The following is a 16486-nucleotide window of genomic DNA, read 5'->3' as shown; positions in this document are numbered from 1 at the left end:
CCGAACCCCCGCCGCGCCCAGCTCGGGCGTGGCGGGTTCCTCCGCTCAATCCACTCCTCCCTCCCCCTGGGATTGAGCTTGGCCGGCGCCAGGGCCCCGTGCCCTGGCGGCCGGCATCTTTTCCCGCTCGAGCGTGTGCAGGGCGGGATGCAGAGGACCCAGAATCATGAAGGCTATCAATCGCATCATCGATCGCGCCCGTGCCAATCCGGGGCGCATCGCGCTGTGCGAAGGCGACGACCCACGCGTGCTGCAGGCCGGGCTGCGCGCGACACGCGAAGGTACGGCGCGCATCCTGCTGGTCGGCGATCGTGCCCGCATTACACAGCTGGCAGAGAACGAGGCCATCGACCTGAGCGGCATGACCCTGATCGACCCGGCCGACTCGCCTCGCGCCGAGGGCTATGCCGAGGAGCTGTTCCGGCTGCGCGAGAAGAAGGGCATGACGCGCGCGGCAGCCGCGGAGGAGGTGCGCAAGCCGCTCGTGTTCGCCAACCTCATGGTGCGCATGGGCGATGCCGACGGCTCGGTGGCCGGCGCGGTGCACACCACCGCCGACGTGGTGCGGACCGCGATCCAGGTGATCGGTACCGACCCGGCGTTCAAGCTTGTGTCGAGCTTCTTCCTGATGATGATGTGCGAGCCCTTCCACAGTCTGAAGGGAGGGCTCATCTTCTCGGATTGCGGCCTGGTGGTCGATCCGGATGCCGAGGCGCTGGCCGAGATCGCAATGGCCGCGTCCGACAGTGCCCGCAGCCTGCTCGGAGAGGAACCGCGCGTAGCGATGTTGTCCTTCTCCACGAGCGGCAGCGCCAAGCATGCAGCGGTGGACAAGGTCGTTGCCGCTTCCGAGCGCGTCAAGGCGCTGCGCCCTGGACTGGCGATAGATGGCGACGTCCAGCTCGATGCCGCCATCGTCGCCGAGATTGCGAATCGAAAGCTCCCCCAGTCGCAGGTGAAGGGGCGGGCCAACGTACTGATCTTCCCCAATCTCGAGGCCGGCAACATCGGCTACAAGCTTGCCGAGCGCGTCGGCGGCGCAGTCGCCATCGGGCCGTTGCTGCAGGGCCTGGCCAAGCCGGCCAACGATCTGTCACGCGGTTGCAGCGCCGAGGACGTGTTCCACGTCATCGCGGTGACCGTCGTCCAGGCACAGGATGCCGCAGCCAGGGCGGCGCGCTGAGTGCAGTGGCGGACGCGTCCGGCTGAGGGCAGGGAGGAAACGCGATGAAGGTATCGTACAAGGTGGGTATCGCCAGCGCGCTCGTGCTGTTCGTCACCCTGAGCATGCTGTCGTTCGTGCAGGTCGCACAGGTGCGTGCCAGCCTGCGTGCACAGGCCGAGGCCAGCATCGGCGAGGCCGGCGCAGGCCTTGCACGCCAGATCGAACATTGGCTCAACGCCAAGCTCCAGCTCATCGACATGGCGGCGCAGAGCATCGATGCCGACTTCAGTGCCATCCACATTCAGCGTGTGTTCGACCGGCCGCTGCTGCGCGAGCAGTTCCTGTTGATCTTCGGCGGGCTCGACAGCGATGGTGCCCGCATCACCAATACGCCGAGCTGGGACCCGCCGGGCTGGGACGCGCGCAAGCGGCCATGGTACGCGCTGGCCGAGCGCGCCGAACGCGCCGTGCTCACCGAACCCTATGCGGACGCGGCAAGCGGCGAGATCCTGATCTCGGCGGTGGCACGACTCAGTGACCGCGGCCGTTTCATGGGTGCCTTTGGTGGCGACCTGAGCCTGCAGACGATCGCCGAGGCGATCAACACCCTCGACTTCAACGGCGCCGGTCACGCTTTCCTGATGACGCGTACCGGCCGCATCATCTCCCACCCCGATGCGGCACTCAACGGCAAGCCCTATGGCGAACTCTTCGATGGCGCACAGCCTCCGCTCGACAAGGGGCTCACGGAGACACAGGCTGGCGGCCGACGCCTGCTGGTCTCGTTTACGCCGCTTGCGGGACTGACCGGCATGGATTGGTACGTCGGCATCGTACTCGACGAGGCCGTGCTGATGGCCGAGGCCGACGCACTGAGCCGGCGCGCGGTTGCCGGCACCCTCGCAGGTGTGCTGGTGAGCCTGCTCGTGCTCGCCGTGCTGATGGGCCGGCTGCTCGATCCGCTCGCGCGTCTGCACCACGCGCTGGACGAGGTCAACCGAGGAGAGGGAGACCTGACGCGTCGTCTCGGCGAGAAGGGACGGGACGAGATTGCGCACGTCTCGCGCGCGTTCAATGGTTTCGTCGCCCACCTGCAGGCCCTGATCCGCAACGTCAAGGACAGCGCCCACCAGCTTGGTGAGGCGAGCGCCAGGACATCGGGCGAGGCCGGTCATGCCGCCGAGCGCCTGCGCCGGCAGATGGAAGAGCTCGAGCGGCTGGTCGGTGCAATGCACGAGATGAGCGCTGCGGCGCAGAACGTCGCCGTCCACGCTCACGAGGCTGCGCAGGCCGCGGTCGCTGCCCATGACGAGACCGGGGAAGGCGTGCGCGTGGTATCCAGCTCGACTGCGGCCATCCGCCAGCTCGCCGAGGAAATGGATGCCACCAGCCACTCTGTCAACGCGCTGGTGCGCTTGAGCCAGAGTGTCGAATCGATCCTCGCCAAGATCACCGGTATTGCCGACCAGACCAATCTGCTCGCCCTCAATGCGGCGATCGAGGCGGCGCGGGCGGGTGAGGCCGGCCGTGGCTTCGCCGTCGTCGCCGATGAGGTCCGTAACCTCGCGGCCCTCACGCAGGAGTCGACGCGTGATATCCGCGGCATCATCGAGGAGCTGCGCACCGGCGTCCAGCAAGCCGAAAGCCGTATGCTCCAGAGCAGCGAAACCGCCGCGCGGACTGCCGTCGAGGCCGAGACTGCAAATGGCATCCTTGCCCGTGTGCGCGAGGCAATCACCCTCATCAGCACGATGAACCTGCGCATTGCCGAACTTGCTCAGCAGCAGAGTGCGAGCGCGTCCGAGATCGACCGCAACACCGGCGTGATCCGCGACATCGGACGCGAAGTGACCGAGGTGGCCGAGCGGCAGCTCGACCACTGCAAGGTCATGGCCGCGCGGGTGCGTGACCAGGATGCCTTGCTCGGTCAATTCAAGGTCTGAACATGAGTCGGCGCACGATCCTGCCTGTGCATGTGCTGGTACGCAGCTCAGGGAGCGTGACGACGTCTCAAGGTGAGGACGATCATGAATCCATGAGGAGAGTCCGATGAGCATCGAGACTGCGGTGGCCCTGCTGGCGGTGATCGCCGTCGGGACCTACTTCCAGACCGTGACCGGCTTTGGCCTGGGCATGATCGTCATCGGTGTCAGCAGCGGCTTTGGCCTGGCGCCGATCTCGCTGGTGGCCGCCATCATCAGCCTGGTCACGCTGATGAACAGTGCGGTGGCGCTGCCCGGCAAGCTGCACCACATCGACTGGCCGGCGGCACGCTACGTGCTGGTCGGTGTGCTGCCGTCGACCCTGGCGGGTGTCCTGCTGCTCGAGTACATGAGCGCCACCGCGGCCAACCTGCTGCAACTCCTGCTTGGGCTCACCATCATCTACAGCGGGGTCGTATTCATGCTGCGCCCGGCGCCGCTCGTCAAACGATCCTCCAACCTGAGCTTCTTCGTCAGCGGCTTCTTCTCCGGTCTTTTCGGCGGCCTGTTCGGCATGGCCGGCCCCCCCGTGATCTTTCACTTCTACCGCCAGCCTTTCGATCTGGCGACCGTGCGCAACATGCTGCTGCTGACCTTCGCCTTCACCGCCGGCACGCGGACCATATTCGCCGGTACGCAGGGAACGTTTACGCCGGCGGTGTGGGCGTTGATCGGCTTCACCGTTCCGCTGGTAGCGCTGGCGACGATCGCAGGACGGCGCTATCCGCCGCCCTTCGCTCAAGTCACGATGCGCCGCATCGCGTTCGGGGTGCTGATCCTGATCGGCTCCGGACTGGTCTTCAATACGCTGTATCGTTAGTTGTTTCTGCGGCACCGATCAGGCCGCAAGCTGCATGCACTCTGCTTTTCGTGACTGCGGAATACGTGAGCACCTGGCTAGTCAGATGCCGGAGCATGCTCGATTTTTGGCATGCCGCCCGGTTTCTGGGGCCTCGTGCTCGGCCAGCTGCTCTTAATCTGCGTCGTAGCTTCACGCGCTCGGCGTTGGGAAGAGGATGGTTCGCATCGCGTCTGCTGCAATGCGCATGCTTGGTACCTTGGCCATCAGGTCGTCGAGCGAGACGCGCGCAGTCGGCGCGTGGCAGGCAATCGCCGCCACCGCCTTGCTGCCCTCGCCAAGCACCGGGACTGCGACGGCGATCATGCCGCGGACGAACTCTTCATTGTCAATTCCGAGGCCGAGTTTGGCATTGCGCGCGAGTTCCACCTCGAGCGCTTCCATATCCACCAGAGTGCGGGGGGAGTGGCGTGTCAGGGTGAGGTTGGCAAGCAGGCGGCGACGTTCGAGCAGGGACATGGATGAAAGGAAGAGCTTGCCACTTGCGGTGCAGTGCATCGGCACGAAGGTGCCCGGCTGCAAGTGCATGCGTAACGGCTCGGTGGTCTCAACGCGCTCGACGTAGAGCACTCGGCCTGCATCAGGAACAGTGAGGTTACAGGACTCCCCAAGCTTGTCGACGAGCGCGCGAAGTACGGCGCGGCACTCTCTACGCATGTTCGAGCCGCGAAGCGTGCGTAGCGCCAGCGTAGTGGCGCGCGTTCCGGCGACAAAGCCTCGCTCCGCGGGTAGATGAAGCACGTAGCCTTGGTCTTCCATTGCGCGAAGCAGTCTCATGAGGGTGCTCTTGGGCACGCTCATGAGGCTTGCGAGCTGAGCCAGCGTGAGCGGCTGGGTAGATTCCGTGAGGTGTTCGAGGACAGTGAGCGGGCGAAGGCGGCGAACGTCTTCGCTGCCTTCGTCATGCACGACTACCGCGTCGTCCGATTTCGGTGCGTGGGGCCCTCCGCCCATGTGTCCTGATTCGCGTGTCACTTCCGTCATCCGTGTCGGGCTTCTGTTTCTCTGTGACTCTTGATGCAATGGTACGAAATGTATCGATCTTTTGAAACGCTGTGTTTCATTAAGGCTTGCCTGCGGTACAACGAGAAAGGACTTGGATGGAGGCCTCGGAAGCGAGAAGGTCTCGGCAAGCTGTCGTGAGGTGCTCTTGGCCTTCGGACACGCGTCTACGGAAAGGCGTTGCTTCCGCGCGCCAGTCACTTTCATCTCGCCAATAGCGTCGATGTGCACAAGCTACGTCGAAGGGTCTCCGAGATCCGTAATGCGTTTCTTGACGCCTTTTTGGTTCACTTTTGCGCCGTTGCGTTTCAGTTCGGATCGGAATGCTCGATTTGTGTTTGTTTTGCGTATGGCCTCATTAATAGTGCGTATGCGCTTTATTGAAACGCTGCGTTTCATAAACAAGGCGTGAGGCGTTACTCAGAACATCAGCATCGTATTCCTAACGGTGCAGTCAGGAGACCTTCTAGATGTCCATTGAAGCTGATTACATCGTCGTCGGGGCAGGCTCGGCCGGTTGCGTGCTGGCCAATCGCCTGAGCGCCGACGAGCGTAACCAGGTGCTCTTGCTTGAGGCTGGCGGCCGCGATAGCAACCCCTGGATCCACATCCCGGTTGGCTACTTCAAGACTCTGCACAATCCGAAGCTGGATTGGTGCTACCGGACCGAGCCTGACGAGAAGGTTGCCGGCCGCGAGATCCAGTGGCCGCGTGGCAAGGTGCTGGGCGGTTCGAGCTCGCTCAACGGCCTGCTCTACGTACGCGGCCAGCGGGAGGACTATGACCGCTGGGCAGCGCTGGGCAACGAGGGCTGGAGCTTCGACGAGGTGCTTCCGTACTTCAAGAGGTCCGAAGACCAGGAGCGTGGCGCGAGCGAGTATCACGGCGTGGGCGGACCGCTGAAAGTCTCGGATCTGCGCCTGCGCAGGCCGATCGCCGACCACTTCATCAAGGCTGCGCAGGAGATCGGCATTCCCTATAACGACGACTACAACGGCGCGAGTCAGGAAGGCGTAGGCTACTTTCAGCAGACCGCGCACAAGGGTTTCCGCTGGAGTACCGCGAAGGGCTTCCTGCGGCCCGCCATGGGGCGCTCCAATCTGCGCGTCGAGACTCACGCCCAGATCTTGCGCATCCTCTTCGAGGGCAAGCGCGCGGTCGGCGTGGAGTATCTTCAGGGCGGAGAACGCCGCATCGCCCGGGCGCGCTGCGAGATCGTGCTGGCCGCGGGCGCCATCGGCTCGCCCCAGATCCTGCAGAATTCGGGCGTTGGTCCGGTCGAGGTTCTGCGGCGAGCGGGGGTGCAGGTGCTCCACGCCCTGCCTGGCGTCGGCCGCAACCTGCAGGACCACCTGCAGGTGAGGCTGGTCTTCAAGACCCGCGAGCGTACGCTGAACGACGAGGTGAACAGTCCGATCCATAAGCTCTGGATCGGACTGCAATACATGTTCTCGCGTACCGGACCACTGACCCTGGCGGCCAGTCAGGTGGCCATCTTCACGCGCTCCTCGCCCGAGGTCGAGCGCCCCGACATCCAGTTCCACATGCAGCCGTTGTCTGCCGACAAGCCGGGGGAGGGCGCACATCCCTTCTCGGCCTTCACGTCCTCGGTGTGTCAGCTGCGGCCGTGGAGTCGTGGCCGTATCGAGATCCGTTCGGCCGACCCGCTCGCCTATCCCGCGATCCATGCCAACTACCTGGGTGACGAGCGCGACCATGCGGTGGTGATCGGTGGCGTCAAGGTCGCACGCCGCATCGCCGAGGCGCCCGCGCTCAAGCCGCACATCATCTCCGAGTTCGTGCCGGGCGCGAAGTACCAGAGCGACGCCGAGTTGCTCGACGCCGCTCGCCGCTACAGCCAGTCGATCTACCACCCGGCCGGCACCTGCAAAATGGGCTCGGACGAGGATGCGGTCGTGGACGCTCGACTCAGGGTGCGTGGCTTGGTCGGCCTACGTGTGGCAGATGCCTCGATCATGCCCGAGCTCGTCTCGGGTAATACCAATGCCCCCGTCATTATGATCGGAGAGAAGGCCGCCGACATGATGCTCGCCGACCGCATCTGACGCGGCGACGGCGTCCACTCAACGCAGAAGCGATTCCACACAGGGCCGTCGAGCCCACCCATCAAAGAGGAGACACACCATGAGCAAAGAGACCAAGCTGGATCGTCGCGGCTTTCTGCGCATTGCCGGCCGCTACGGGCTGACCTCCACCGCACTTGCGGCCGCAGGCATGGTCGGCCCGCTGACCTTCGAGGGGCTCGCCCGCGCTGCCTCGCAGACCGCCGACGCGCGCAATGCCTCGACGCCGCTGATGACGCTGAAGTTCGGTGCATCAGGCTTCAACGAAAGCAACCTGAAGATTCAGGAGTCGGGTCAGCTGTGGTTTGCCCAGGAGCTAGAGAGACGCACCAACGGCGCGCTGAAGATCGAGTTCATCGGCAGCAACCAGATCTGCAACCAGCTCGACTGCGTGAAGAAGGCCCAGCAGGGCATCGTCGACATCTTCTCGGCCAGTACCCAGAACTCGGCTGGCTCGGCGCCGTACTACAACGTGCTCGACTTTGCCTACATGTTCCCCTCGCGCGCGGCCCAGCACTACTTCTTCTATCACCCGAAGAGCGAAAAGCTCTTTCGTGAGCCGATGCGCAAGCGCCACAACATCCAGTTCCTGTACACCCACTGCGAACTGCGTGGCCTGATGCTCGGCAAGAAGTTCGCCAACCGCCCGACAGTGACCACCATCGAGGAACTGGCTGGCACCAAGAACCGCGTTACCGGCACCCAGCTCGGCCGCATCGCCATGCAGCTCATGAATCTGAACCCGGTGCCGATCGCCTGGGAAGAGACGCTCGACGGCCTAAAGCAGGGCCTCATCGACGGCGCCGAGACCTGGATGGGGGCGGCGGCCTACGCCAACATGGCGCCTGTGCTCGCGCAGGCGGTGGACCTGAAGTTCTTCTGCGGTACTGAGCACACCGCGATGAACAACGCGACCTTTGAGAAGCTGCCCCCTGCCATCCAGGACATCGTGATGGAGGTGGCCTACGACGCACAGCAATATACCCAGCGCGAGCAGGAGCGTGCGCTCGTTGAAGTGGTCGGTGCGGTCCTAGACCCGGGGCCGGATACCGTTTTCGCAAAGAACGGCGTGCGCGTGGCCACGCTCTCCGATGCCGAGATTCTCAAGGCCGAGAAGATGTGCTCGCCCGAGTACCGACCCGAGCCCTGGGCAGAGTGGCGGGAGCGCCTCAACAAGATGTCCGGGGGGCACGATGTTTACAAGGAGATCTTCATGGTTGCGCGCGAAATCCCGAAAGATACCCCTGTGGCTGACGTGAAACCGCAACGCTGGTGGCAGTCCGCTTGATGGCTGGTTGGTAGCCCCGACCTGCCGTACGCCTTGCGCCGGCTCGTCAGCCTGGTCGGCGCAGGGCGCCTCCCTCATTTCGGAGTTCCCCCAATGGCCTATCTTCTGGCACTCGTTCGGTGGCTAGACCGCAACGCCGAACGCACCCTGATCCTGATCGCCTATTCCAGCATGGCCCTGATCATCGTTTACGCGGTGTTCGAGCGCTATGTTTTCAGTACTCAGGTCCCCTGGAGTTCCTCCATTCCGATTTACCTGTTCCTGTGGGTAACTTGGATTGGCTGCGCCTACAACGTACGCAAGCGCACTCATCTGGTGTTCAACGACCTCCGCCTGCGCATGCCCTACGGAGCCCAGTTCGCCTGCATGTGGCTTGACGCAATCCTGTGGGTCGGCTTCGGCACCATGGTGGCCTGGTTCACCATCGAGCAGACGCAACTCGCCTATGACAACTTCGCCATCGTGCAAGGCACCGACAACGTCATGCAGTGGTGGTTCTACCTGGCCACCCCGGTCGGCTGGTGCCTGCTGATGTTCCGCGCCCTGCAGAACCTGGTCGAAGACATTGGCCGTTACCGCCGCCGCGAACCCTTCCTGGTCGACATCCAGGCAATTGGTGGAGACTGAGGAGGCATCATGGACAATTCGACTCTCATCACTCTGGTTTCACTGGGCGTCGTCGTGCTGTTCCTGCTCGGCGTGCCCATCTTCCTCGTCATCGGCATGTGGGTCACCGGCGCGTCGCTGGTCATCGACTTTACGCTTGCCAACATCGGTGTGACGCTATTCGAGGGGCTGAACTTCTTCGGGCTGCTTTCGCTGCCCTTATTCATTCTCACCGGTGACCTCATCGCCGCAGCGGGCATTGCCAAGCGCCTGGCCGAGTTCGCCCACGCCTGCCTGAGCTGGATGCGCGGCGGCCTCGGCCTGGCCACGATCGGCTCCTGCGGGCTGTTCGCGGCCATCTCGGGTTCCAACTCGGCGACCACCGCGACCATCGGCGGCATCATGCAGCCGCTGCTGGTGAAGGATGGCTACGACAGCCGCTTCGCCGCTGCCACGGCCGCGGCCGGTGGCACGGTCGGGATCATCATTCCACCGTCGATCATCTTCATCGTGTATGGCTTCCTGATGAACTTGTCGATCTCCGATCTGTTCGTTGCCGGCATCCTGCCGGGCATGCTGATGGTGATCGCGATGCAGGCGGTGTGCTGGTGGATGTGCCGAAAGCATGGCTGGGGCTCCATCTCGCCGCTCGATGTGGGGCGCGTAGTGCGCTCGGCGGGCAGTGCCTATCTGGGGTTCTTCGCCATCTTCATCGTCATTTTCGGGATCTACTCGGGCATCTTCTCGCCCACCGAGGCGGCGGCGATTACCGTGGGCTTCTGCCTGATCGCCGGCCTGATCGTCACCCGCGAAATCAGGTGGCGGGCCTTGCCCGACATCCTGCTGCGCTCCGGCCAGCTTACCGGCATGCTGGCGCCGATGATTGCCATTTCCATCGTGATGCAGCAGGTCTTCGCCCTGCTCGGCGCCGCCGAGACGGTGCAGTCCTTCATCGCCTGGTTCGGAAGTGGTGACGTAGTCGTGCTGCTGGTGTGCATGGGTATCGTGCTTGCCGCCGGTACGATTCTCGAGAGTCTGCCTGTGACGGTGATCTTCGCCCCCATCCTTGCGCCGATCGCGATCGCGGCGGGCGTTGATCCGGTGCATTTCTCGGTGATCTTTCTGGTAGGTGCCGCGATCGGGTTCATCACGCCGCCTTTCGGCCTCAACCTCTTTGTGGCCAGCGGCGTCACGGGTATCCCGTATTCGAAGCTCGTGCGCTTCGCGCTGATGTACATGATGGGCCTCACCATCTCCTGGCTCATCATCGCCTTCGTGCCCTGGTTGTCGCTCGGCCTGATCCCGCAGCCTGGTTGAGCGGGTCCCAGGCTTCGTCAGGCGCACATGGCCGGTCGCCGACTGCTTGCGCGGTCGGCGACCGGTTCGTCATCCTGCGGCGTGCGGAAGGCGGTCGGGTTGCTTATAGCAATTGGTTTTATAGATAGGGGTGCTTCAGAACTCCATTCGTTTTATTCTCCCCACACATGATCTTGATCAGGGAGACCATCCCGAGCCGTTCGGCTGCGGGCTCTCCTTGCATGTCGTTCATTGGGGGGAGTCATCCATGCTCGAGTTGCTGACCGGTTTCGTGGCCCTGGCCGCCTTTCTGGCGATCTCCTATTTCAGGGGACGTACCAAGAAAGAGGGCGCGCTGGAGACGGCGCTGTCCTCGCCGGAAGAGGTCGCGCGTCTCTACCTGCGGCATTCGCCGGAAACGGATGCCTACTGGCTCCATGTGCAGTTCCGCAATGGCCGCAAGCGCCTGCTCGCCGCGCCCTGGGAACTCGACGATATGCTCGGCCAGCTCGAAGCCCGGGGTCTCCATCTCGACGAAGCGGACCGGGCCCTGCTCGCAGCGGCCGAGGCTCCGGTAGTACGCTCACGTCAGCCAGCGGGCAACTGTGGTCGGACGGCGGCCGGCGTGCCGATGCGCGCGGGTGCCTGAAGCCGGACGGCGGCGTTCAGGCCTGCGCAGGCGCGCTCAGGCGCCAGGCACCCGGCTCGATCGGCAGCAGCGCGGCAACGGCTGCGGTGGCGATCACATGCGTGGTCTCCTGCACCGGGTCGTGGACGTCCAGTCCGCCGAACACCACCTTCACCTCGGCGCGCCCGCGTGGCAGCGTGGCGGCGACCACTGCCGCATCGACCTTGTCGGGCTGCTGCACGCCGATCGTCACCTGCACGCGCATGTCGCGGTGGTCGTAGCCGAGCGACTTGAACAGCACGATGGATGAATGGTGCAGGGCGTCCTGCACTGCACGGCAGGCGGCCTTGGTGTAGTCGCCGCCGTACAGGTCGTTGCCGGTCCCCATTTCGAGGATGATGCGTTTCTCAGTCATGATTGCGCTCCATGTCGAAGGACACCACGATGGCGGCGTTGGCGATCACGGTAGGATCGCTGCCGTCCGGCTTGCAGACGTCGAGGCCGCCGCGTACGACGCGGATAGTGGGTTGGCCGTAGGGGAAGATGTCGAGCAGGGCGGTGCTGTCGACCGCCTCGGGTTTCTGCACGCCGATCTCGACGTCGATCAGCATCGCCTCGCGCGGGAAATCGAACGCGGTCGCCACGTTGAGCGAGTTGTGCCATAGCGCGTCGCGGATCGCGCGTGCCGCGGCCTGTGTGTAGTCCTGACTGCGGATAGAGGTCCCCAGGCCGAACTGCGTGACCATTCGTGTCTTGGCCATGTCGAATGCTCCGATCGTAAGTGGTTGATGTCCTTGCGCCGTGGCGAACCGTCAGCGCCGATGGCGGCCGCTGATGAGTTGGACAATGTCAAAGAACAGCTCGTTGTCGAGCGCCTTGCTCATGTCGGTGGCCAGACAACGGCGGTAGAAGGGGCTGAGGTCGAGGCCGACGCCGAGGCCGAGGATCTCCACTGCGCCCTGCTGCTCGCGGCGCGCGACCACGTCCTTGAGGTGGTTGTCGAGGTAGAAAGGGTCGTTTGCCAGTCCGGTTGCGCCGTCTGCGGGGCTGCCGTCGGAGATCACGACCAGGATGCGCCTTGCCTCGCCGCGCGCCAGCATGCGGTTGCACGCCCAGTCCACCGCCTCGCCGTCGATGCCTTCGCGGAACAGGTCGGCCTTGAACAGCGCGGCGATGTCGGTGCGCGCCCGCCGCCAGCTGCGATCGGCGTCCTTGAACACCATGTGGCAGACCTCGTTCAAGCGTCCCGGGCGGGGCGGCCGGCCGCGGGTGAGCCATTCGCGGTGGGCGCGGCCGCCGTTCCAGGCCCCGGTGGTGAAGCCGAGCAGTTCGGTGCGCACGCCCACCATCTCGAGCGCGCGGATCATGATGTCGACCATCATCGCGACCGGCTCGATGTGCGCCTTCATCGAGCCCGAGCAATCGAGCAGGAAACTCACCACGCAGTCGGCCGCCGGCTTGTACTGCTCCTGGCGGAACAGGCGGCGCTCGGTCGGTGAGCTCACGAGCTGGCTCAGGCGGCGGCCGTCGATATGGCCTTCTTCCTCACCGAACATCCAGCCGTCGCGCTGCGGCTCGGCAAGGATGGCGGCGAACAGGCGCGCCAGTCGCGGCAGGTTGATGCCCTGCGCGGCGATGCGTTTGTCCAGGCGCTCGCGGTACTCGCGCAGCAGGGCCTTGCGCACGAGCGTCCCGGCCTGCACCTCGGTGTCGTAGCGGGTGGTGAATACGCGGTAGGCCTGTTCTGCGTCCTCGAAGGCCTTGCTGTGGCCGGTGAGGGCCGAGGCGATACCGTCGTCGTCGCCTTCGTCGCGGTCGAAGTCGAGCAGCAGGGCGAAGCCGCGCCGGATCTCTTCGTCCTTCGCGTCGGCCTCCTCGTCGCCAGCCGAGGCTGCGGTCTCGGCATGGATCGTCTCGGCCACGATGCGCGCGATCTCGAGCGCATGGGGGGCGAAGCGGCGCTGGTCGTGGCGATTGCGGCGAATGCCGGCGAGCGCGCTGCCGAGCTGGGAGACGAGCGAGAAGCGGGTGCTCTCGATGTAGTCCTCGGTTTCCTCCAGCACCGGCTTCGTGGTGAGCCGCGACCAGCAGATCTGCGCCACGGTGTACAGCAGGATGCCGAGCCGTCCCTCGGTGAGGCCGGAGCGGTAGAAGGCGCGCGACCAGTTCTCGAAGCGGTGGTGCAGGTTGATGACCATGCCCGGCATGTCGGCCGGCGCGAGGGTTTCCACGCGCAGTTGCTCGAGCAGTTCGAACAGCAGGCGCTCGATCGGGTCGGCGGGGCACAGGCTGCGGTGCAGTTGGGCGTCCGAATGCAGCAGGCGCAGCGCCATGCCGTCGGCGGCGGCGCGACAGTCGGCGAAGTCGTCGTGGTCGGGGTCGATGCGCAGGTGCGGCGCATGCATCGGCAACGGCCGCGATCCGCGGTGCAGGCGCCGGCCGCGGTAGTGCAGCGCGGCGTCACCAGTGAGGGCGCGCAGGGTGGCGGCGCACAGTTCCTCGACCTTCTGCTGCCGCTTCGCGTTCTGCTGCGCCGTCGCCATCATTGCGCTTCCGACGTACGCATCCAGGATTCGTCCAGCTCCTCGCCGAAGCAGCGCTGGTAGTACTCGGCGACGATCGGGCGCTCGACCTCGTCGCATTTGTTGAGGAAGGACAGGCGGAAGGCGAGCGCCGGATTGCGGAAGATCTCGCAGTTCTCGGCCCAGGTGATGACGGTGCGCGGCGACATCAGGGTCGAGAGGTCGCCGGCGGCGAAGCCCTTGCGGGTGAGCTCGGCCACCGCGACCATCGAGGCGATCAGCTGGCGGCCCTTGTCGTAGTTCTTGCCCGGCACGCGCGCGAGCACGATCGCGACCTCTTCCTCGCGCGGCAGGTAGTTGAGCGTGGCGACGATGTTCCAGCGGTCCATCTGGGCATGGTTCAGCACCTGGGTGCCGTGGTACAGGCCCGACAGGTTGCCCAGGCCAACGGTGTTCGATGTGGCGAACAGGCGGAACCAGGGGTGGGGGTGGATCACGCGGTTCTGGTCGAGCAGGGTGAACTTGCCGTCGCGCTCGAGAATGCGCTGGATCACGAACATCACGTCGGGGCGGCCGGCGTCGTACTCATCGAAGATCAGCGCGACCGGGCGCTGCAGCGCCCAGGGCACGATGCCTTCCTGGAACTCGGTTACTTGCAGGCCATCGCGCACGACGATGGCGTCCTTGCCGACGAGGTCGAGGCGGCTGATGTGGCCGTCCAGATTCACCCGTACGCAAGGCCAGTTCAGGCGCGCCGCCACCTGTTCGATATGGGTGGATTTGCCGGTGCCGTGCAGGCCCTGCACCATCACCCGGCGGTTGCGGCTGAAGCCGGCGAGGATTGCCAGCGTGACGTCGGGGTTGAAGCGATAGGCGGTGTCGACGTCGGGCACATGGTCGTCGCGTTCGGCGAACGCCGGCACCTTCAGGTCGGTGTCGATTCCGAACACTTCGCGCACCGACACCATGCGGTCGGGGTGGGTCAGGACTGTTTCCGTCACTGCTGTCTCCTCGGTCTCTTCATGCACGGAGCAGGCCTTGCTTCCGTGGCGCCGGATACACGATTCGTTCCGGTGCGGCATATTAGTCCGGTTTCAAAAAAATATTCAAGTCGTACCGTTTTTTGGAATTTGATGTTGACCTTTTGGGGTGTTGGACCTAGAGTGCGTTCACGTATCTCGGATATCGGAATGTTTGGTACCGATTTCGTTCAACTAACTCCCAGGAGACAGCATGAGCCAGCCCACCCCCGACGGCCGCAGCGTGGCCAGCGGCCCGACCAAGATGACCCCCTCCGAAGCCTTCGTCGAAACCCTGGTGGCCAACGGCGTCACCGACATGTTCGGCATCATGGGCTCGGCCTTCATGGACGCGATGGACATTTTCGCGCCGGCCGGCATCCGGCTGATCCCGGTGGTGCACGAGCAGGGCGCGGGCCACATGGCCGACGGCTACTCGCGGGTGTCGGGCCGCCACGGCGTGGTGATCGGGCAGAACGGCCCGGGCATCAGCAACTGCGTGACCGCGATCGGTGCGGCCTACTGGGCGCACAGCCCGGTGGTGATCATCACCCCCGAGACGGGGACGATGACGATGGGGCTGGGCGGCTTCCAGGAGTGCAAGCAGCTGCCGATGTTCCAGGAGTTCACCAAGTACCAGGGCCACGTCACCCACCCGGCGCGCATGGCCGAGTACACCGGTCGCTGCTTCGACCGCGCGATGAGCGAGATGGGCCCGACGCAGCTGAACATTCCGCGCGACTACTTCTACGGCGAGATCACCTGCGAGATCCCCAAGCCGGCGCGGCTGGACCGTGGCGCCGGCGGCGAGCAAAGCCTCAATGAAGCGGCCGAGCTGCTGGCCAAGGCCAAGTTCCCGGTGATCATCTCGGGCGGCGGCGTGGTGATGGCCGACGCGATCGAGGAGTGCAAGGCGCTGGCCGAGCGGCTCGGTGCGCCGGTGGTCAACAGCTACCTGCACAACGACTCGTTCCCGGCGAGCCACCCGCTGTGGTGCGGCCCGCTGGGCTACCAGGGCTCAAAGGCGGCGATGAAGCTGATCAGCCAGGCCGACGTGGTGGTGGCGCTGGGTTCGCGCCTGGGCCCGTTCGGCACGCTGCCGCAGCACGGCATGGACTACTGGCCCAAGAACGCCAAGATCATCCAGATCGACGCGGACAACAAGATGCTCGGGCTGGTGAAGAAGATCTCGGTGGGTATCTGCGGTGATGCCAAGGCGGCGGCGGTGGCGCTGACGGCGCGGCTCGCGAATCGTGCGCTCGACTGCGACGCCACCCAGGGCGAGCGCGCGGCGAAGATCGCCGCCGAGAAAGCCGCGTGGGAGAAGGAGCTCGACGAATGGACGCACGAGCGCGACCCGTTCAGCCTGGACATGATCGAAGAGAACGCCAAGGAAAAGCCGTTCTCGGGCGGCGAGTACCTGCACCCGCGCCAGGTGCTGCGCGAGCTCGAGAAGGCGATGCCCGAGGACGTGATGGTGTCGACCGACATCGGCAACATCAACTCGGTGGCCAACAGCTACCTGCGCTTCGAGAAGCCGAGGAGCTTCTTTGCGGCGATGAGCTTTGGCAACTGCGGCTACGCCTTCCCGACCATCATCGGCGCCAAGGTGGCCGCGCCGCACCGTCCTGCGGTGTCGTACGCGGGTGACGGCGCGTGGGGCATGAGCCTGATGGAGACGATGACCTGCGTGCGCCACAACATTCCGGTGACCGCGGTGGTGTTCCACAACCGTCAGTGGGGTGCGGAGAAGAAGAACCAGGTGGACTTCTACAACCGCCGCTTCGTCGCTGGCGAGCTGGACAACCAGAGCTTTGCCGAGATCGCGCGCGCGATGGGTGCCGAGGGCATCACGGTCGATCGTCTGGAGGACGTGGGGCCGGCGCTCAAGAAGGCGATCGACCTGCAGATGAACCACGGCAAGACGACGATCATCGAGATCATGTGCACGCGCGAGCTGGGCGACCCGTTCCGCCGTGACGCGCTCTCCAAGCCGGTGCGATTCCTCGACAAGTACAAGGACTACGTCTGAGCG

Annotated in this window: 14 protein-coding genes and 1 pseudogene; 9 read left to right on the top strand and 6 right to left on the bottom strand. The window is 64.8% G+C overall.

The window, feature by feature from the left end; all coding sequences use genetic code 11:
• Positions 1-166: 166 nt before the first annotated feature.
• The 3 genes from pta (at position 167) to P7F68_RS05110 (ending at position 3967) form a co-directional block, all read left to right on the top strand.
• Entirely contained in the window at positions 167-1183 is a 1017-nt protein-coding gene (pta, locus tag P7F68_RS05120; protein WP_277831257.1) for a phosphate acetyltransferase, read from the top strand.
• Positions 1184-1227: 44 nt separating this feature from the next.
• Entirely contained in the window at positions 1228-3108 is a 1881-nt protein-coding gene (locus P7F68_RS05115; protein WP_277831255.1) for a methyl-accepting chemotaxis protein, read from the top strand.
• Positions 3109-3214: 106 nt separating this feature from the next.
• On the top strand, positions 3215-3967 hold the full coding sequence (locus P7F68_RS05110) for a sulfite exporter TauE/SafE family protein (protein ID WP_002925830.1): 753 nt from the start codon (positions 3215-3217) through the stop codon (positions 3965-3967).
• Positions 3968-4138: 171 nt separating this feature from the next.
• Here the strand turns inward: P7F68_RS05110 and P7F68_RS05105 are convergent, their stop codons facing one another.
• Both P7F68_RS05105 and P7F68_RS19955 read right to left on the bottom strand, forming a co-directional pair.
• Complete coding sequence (locus P7F68_RS05105; RefSeq protein ID WP_232431655.1) at positions 4139-4783, bottom strand: IclR family transcriptional regulator; 645 nt, start codon at positions 4781-4783, stop codon at positions 4139-4141.
• Positions 4784-4804: 21 nt separating this feature from the next.
• Positions 4805-4960: pseudogene (locus P7F68_RS19955) on the bottom strand (hypothetical protein); the annotation flags it as partial.
• A 518-nt stretch (positions 4961-5478) separates the two neighbouring features.
• Between P7F68_RS19955 and P7F68_RS05100 the strand changes: the two are divergent.
• The 5 genes from P7F68_RS05100 to P7F68_RS05080 all read left to right on the top strand — a co-directional run bounded on the left by P7F68_RS05100 (position 5479) and on the right by P7F68_RS05080 (position 10931).
• The gene (locus tag P7F68_RS05100) at positions 5479-7074 is read left to right on the top strand and encodes a GMC family oxidoreductase (protein WP_002942840.1); all 1596 of its coding nucleotides are present in this window, start codon (positions 5479-5481) and stop codon (positions 7072-7074) included.
• A 79-nt stretch (positions 7075-7153) separates the two neighbouring features.
• Positions 7154-8380 (top strand): TRAP transporter substrate-binding protein, encoded by a 1227-nt coding sequence (locus P7F68_RS05095; RefSeq protein ID WP_277831249.1) that lies wholly within the window; start codon positions 7154-7156, stop codon positions 8378-8380.
• A gap of 93 nt (positions 8381-8473) precedes the next feature.
• Positions 8474-9007, top strand: coding sequence for a TRAP transporter small permease (locus P7F68_RS05090; RefSeq protein WP_002925844.1), 534 nt, complete (start codon positions 8474-8476; stop codon positions 9005-9007).
• Between the two features lie 9 nt (positions 9008-9016).
• Positions 9017-10303 carry a TRAP transporter large permease gene (locus tag P7F68_RS05085; protein ID WP_002925845.1) on the top strand — a complete coding sequence of 429 codons (1287 nt, stop codon included), beginning with the start codon at positions 9017-9019 and terminating at the stop codon, positions 10301-10303.
• A 247-nt stretch (positions 10304-10550) separates the two neighbouring features.
• A complete protein-coding gene (locus P7F68_RS05080) occupies positions 10551-10931 on the top strand; it encodes a hypothetical protein (RefSeq protein WP_002942843.1) in 381 nt (126 codons plus the stop codon).
• 16 nt (positions 10932-10947) lie between these two features.
• Here P7F68_RS05080 and P7F68_RS05075 read toward each other — a convergent pair whose 3' ends face one another.
• From P7F68_RS05075 to P7F68_RS05060, 4 genes are read right to left on the bottom strand one after another with little or no spacing between them, the layout of a single operon-like run.
• Positions 10948-11325, bottom strand: coding sequence for a Lin0512 family protein (locus P7F68_RS05075; RefSeq protein WP_002925847.1), 378 nt, complete (start codon positions 11323-11325; stop codon positions 10948-10950).
• Complete coding sequence (locus tag P7F68_RS05070; RefSeq protein WP_002925848.1) at positions 11318-11671, bottom strand: Lin0512 family protein; 354 nt, start codon at positions 11669-11671, stop codon at positions 11318-11320. Before P7F68_RS05070 ends, P7F68_RS05075 begins: the two co-directional genes overlap by 8 nt.
• A gap of 51 nt (positions 11672-11722) precedes the next feature.
• A complete protein-coding gene (locus P7F68_RS05065; protein WP_277831242.1) occupies positions 11723-13456 on the bottom strand; it encodes a cobaltochelatase CobT-related protein in 1734 nt (577 codons plus the stop codon).
• Positions 13453-14433 carry an AAA family ATPase gene (locus tag P7F68_RS05060; RefSeq protein WP_277831240.1) on the bottom strand — a complete coding sequence of 327 codons (981 nt, stop codon included), beginning with the start codon at positions 14431-14433 and terminating at the stop codon, positions 13453-13455. The genes P7F68_RS05065 and P7F68_RS05060 overlap by 4 nt, the downstream gene beginning before the upstream one ends.
• Positions 14434-14665: 232 nt before the next feature.
• Here P7F68_RS05060 and xsc point away from each other — a divergent pair, with 232 nt between their 5' ends.
• The gene (xsc, locus tag P7F68_RS05055; RefSeq protein WP_277831238.1) at positions 14666-16483 is read left to right on the top strand and encodes a sulfoacetaldehyde acetyltransferase; all 1818 of its coding nucleotides are present in this window, start codon (positions 14666-14668) and stop codon (positions 16481-16483) included.
• Positions 16484-16486 lie beyond the last annotated feature (3 nt).

Origin of the sequence: Thauera mechernichensis, from assembly GCF_029588855.1 — a bacterium.
Classification (GTDB): Bacteria; Pseudomonadota; Gammaproteobacteria; order Burkholderiales; family Rhodocyclaceae; genus Thauera; species Thauera mechernichensis.
The sequence above is the reverse complement of the archived record's forward strand: the minus strand, read 5'-3'. Positions and strand labels throughout refer to the sequence as shown.